Source organism: Moorena sp. SIO3B2, assembly GCF_010692525.1.
Classification (GTDB): Bacteria; Cyanobacteriota; Cyanobacteriia; order Cyanobacteriales; family Coleofasciculaceae; genus Moorena; species Moorena producens.
The window spans coordinates 1-1,990 of record NZ_JAAHHE010000738.1 but is presented as its reverse complement, the minus strand read 5'-3'; the positions used below and the strand labels follow the sequence as shown (position 1 = coordinate 1,990).

The window sequence follows — 1,990 nt, the reverse complement described above, 5'->3', positions numbered from 1 at the left end:
CCTTTGCTGTCAGATAGTCTGCTGATTGTGCCATTACCTGTAAGAATTCCGCATCCACTAACTCGCGGTTGCTATTAAGAAGTTGGACTTCTTTGCCCTTGGGACAAGTTAGGAGTTGGTGGAGCAATTTGAGGTATTGTTGTCTTCTTTGTTTGTCCATTGTTTTATTATTAAGCTATCAGCTATAAGCTATCAGCCTTGGCCTTTGGCCACGCTACTTGAGGTGCGGTCAGCGGTCAGCTATCAGCTTACCTCCCTGCTCCCTACTTCCTACTCCCTCTTAATTCTAAATTCTTAATTCTAAATTCTTAATTCTACTACCTACTCCCTCTTACGTAATTTAGTCGGGTACATCAAGACACAGCAAGATTGTTGATCACCTATTTAGAAATGCTACAGACAGCGACGCTTTGGTCTAAGTAGGAGTATAAATTATATCAGTTTTCTAACTCAATAAGTAGTCTAGCAATATTACCTTGAACGTTTTCCCAATCTTCGGTAAAGGCTTCACGGGTGTAGATTTCTGAAGCATTTTGATAGGATGCGATCGCATTTTCCAGATTTTTTTTAGTATATCCTAGTATTCTGTTGCTGTAAGCATTACCCAGGTTATATTGGGTCCTTGCCCAATCTTCGGGGAAGTCTGATTTGGTATAAACTGACAATGCTAGTTGGTATGCTTCTATGGCAAGTTCGAGATTATCAGCTTTATCTCCACGGATTTTTTCACTGTAGACATCGCCCAGGTTATTTTGAGTTGTTGCCCAATCTTCTGGGAAGTCTGATTCGGTATAAACTGACAAAGCTAGTTGGTATGCAGCAATGGCAAGTTCAAAATTATCAGCTTTATCTCCACGGATTCTGTCACTGTAGGCAATGCCCAGGTTATGTTGAGTCCTTGCCCAATCTTCGGGGAAGTCTGGTTTAGTACGAACGGATAAAGCTACTTGGTATGCTTCTATGGCGAGTTCTAAATTATCAGCTTTATCTCCATTGATTCTGTTTTTGTAGGCAATGCCCAGGTTATATTGAGTGCTTGCCCACTTTTCGGGGAAGTCTGGTTTAGTACGAACGGATAAAGCTAGTTGGTATGCTTCTATGGCGAGTTCTAAATTATCAGCTTTATCTCCATTAATTCTGTTTTTGTAGGCAATGCCCAGGTTATATTGAGTGCTTGCCCAATTTTTGGGGTTACTCTCATGGGTAAAAACTGTTAGTATCGTTTCGTAACCAGCAATGTAAATCTCGATGTTATTGGCTTTATTTCCGAGTAAAAAATTGCTGATTAGGATGCTGAATTTGCCAATATATATAGCAATTTTTTCAGCTATTTTTTGTTCCAAATCTGAGAATTTAGCACTTGCCAAGTTTTGCAATATATCGATAAAGTTATGATCGAGTTTGTCTAGGTTTTCTTCCAGGAGTGGGTATACTACTGTGGGGTCGCTATTGCTGTACGCAGTTGCTAGCAATACCTCTTTCAAGAATTCCAGATAGTCTTCGGATGAAGGATTAACTAAGGTATAGGATTCTGAAATTATTTCTAAAAGCTGATTCCTGAGACTAGCTAAAAAGTCAGCAGCGTTTTGGTTGCCATCGGCTGCTAGTTTTTCTGCTTCTTGTGCCATTACCTGCAATAACCATGCATCCACTAACTCGCGGTTGCTCTCAATAATTTTAACTACTTCACCGCTGGGACAAGTTAGCAGTTCCTGGATAAATTCGAGGTATGCTTGTCTTCTTTCTTCGTCCATTTTTACTTATTCAGCTATTAGCTATCAGTGCTCAGCGGTCAGCTATCAGTTTGACCTGGTGGTGCGTTACGGGACGGACTCTTCCAAGACTGACTACCTATAAAATGATGCCGAGCCCGTCCCTAACGCACCATACGCCTACTCTTTTCCCCCCTTTTTTTAAGGGGGGTTAGGGGGGATCAAAACTCCCATTAATAACTTCTATAAGTATAGCAATTAATAAAAAAATTCGGTCA

General features: G+C 40.6%; 1 protein-coding gene. It reads right to left on the bottom strand.

All coding sequences use genetic code 11. From position 1 onward, the window contains the following. Positions 1-437: 437 nt before the first annotated feature. On the bottom strand, positions 438-1,754 hold the full coding sequence (locus F6K38_RS40460; RefSeq protein WP_287360493.1) for a tetratricopeptide repeat protein: 1,317 nt from the start codon (positions 1,752-1,754) through the stop codon (positions 438-440). Positions 1,755-1,990: the final 236 nt, after the last annotated feature.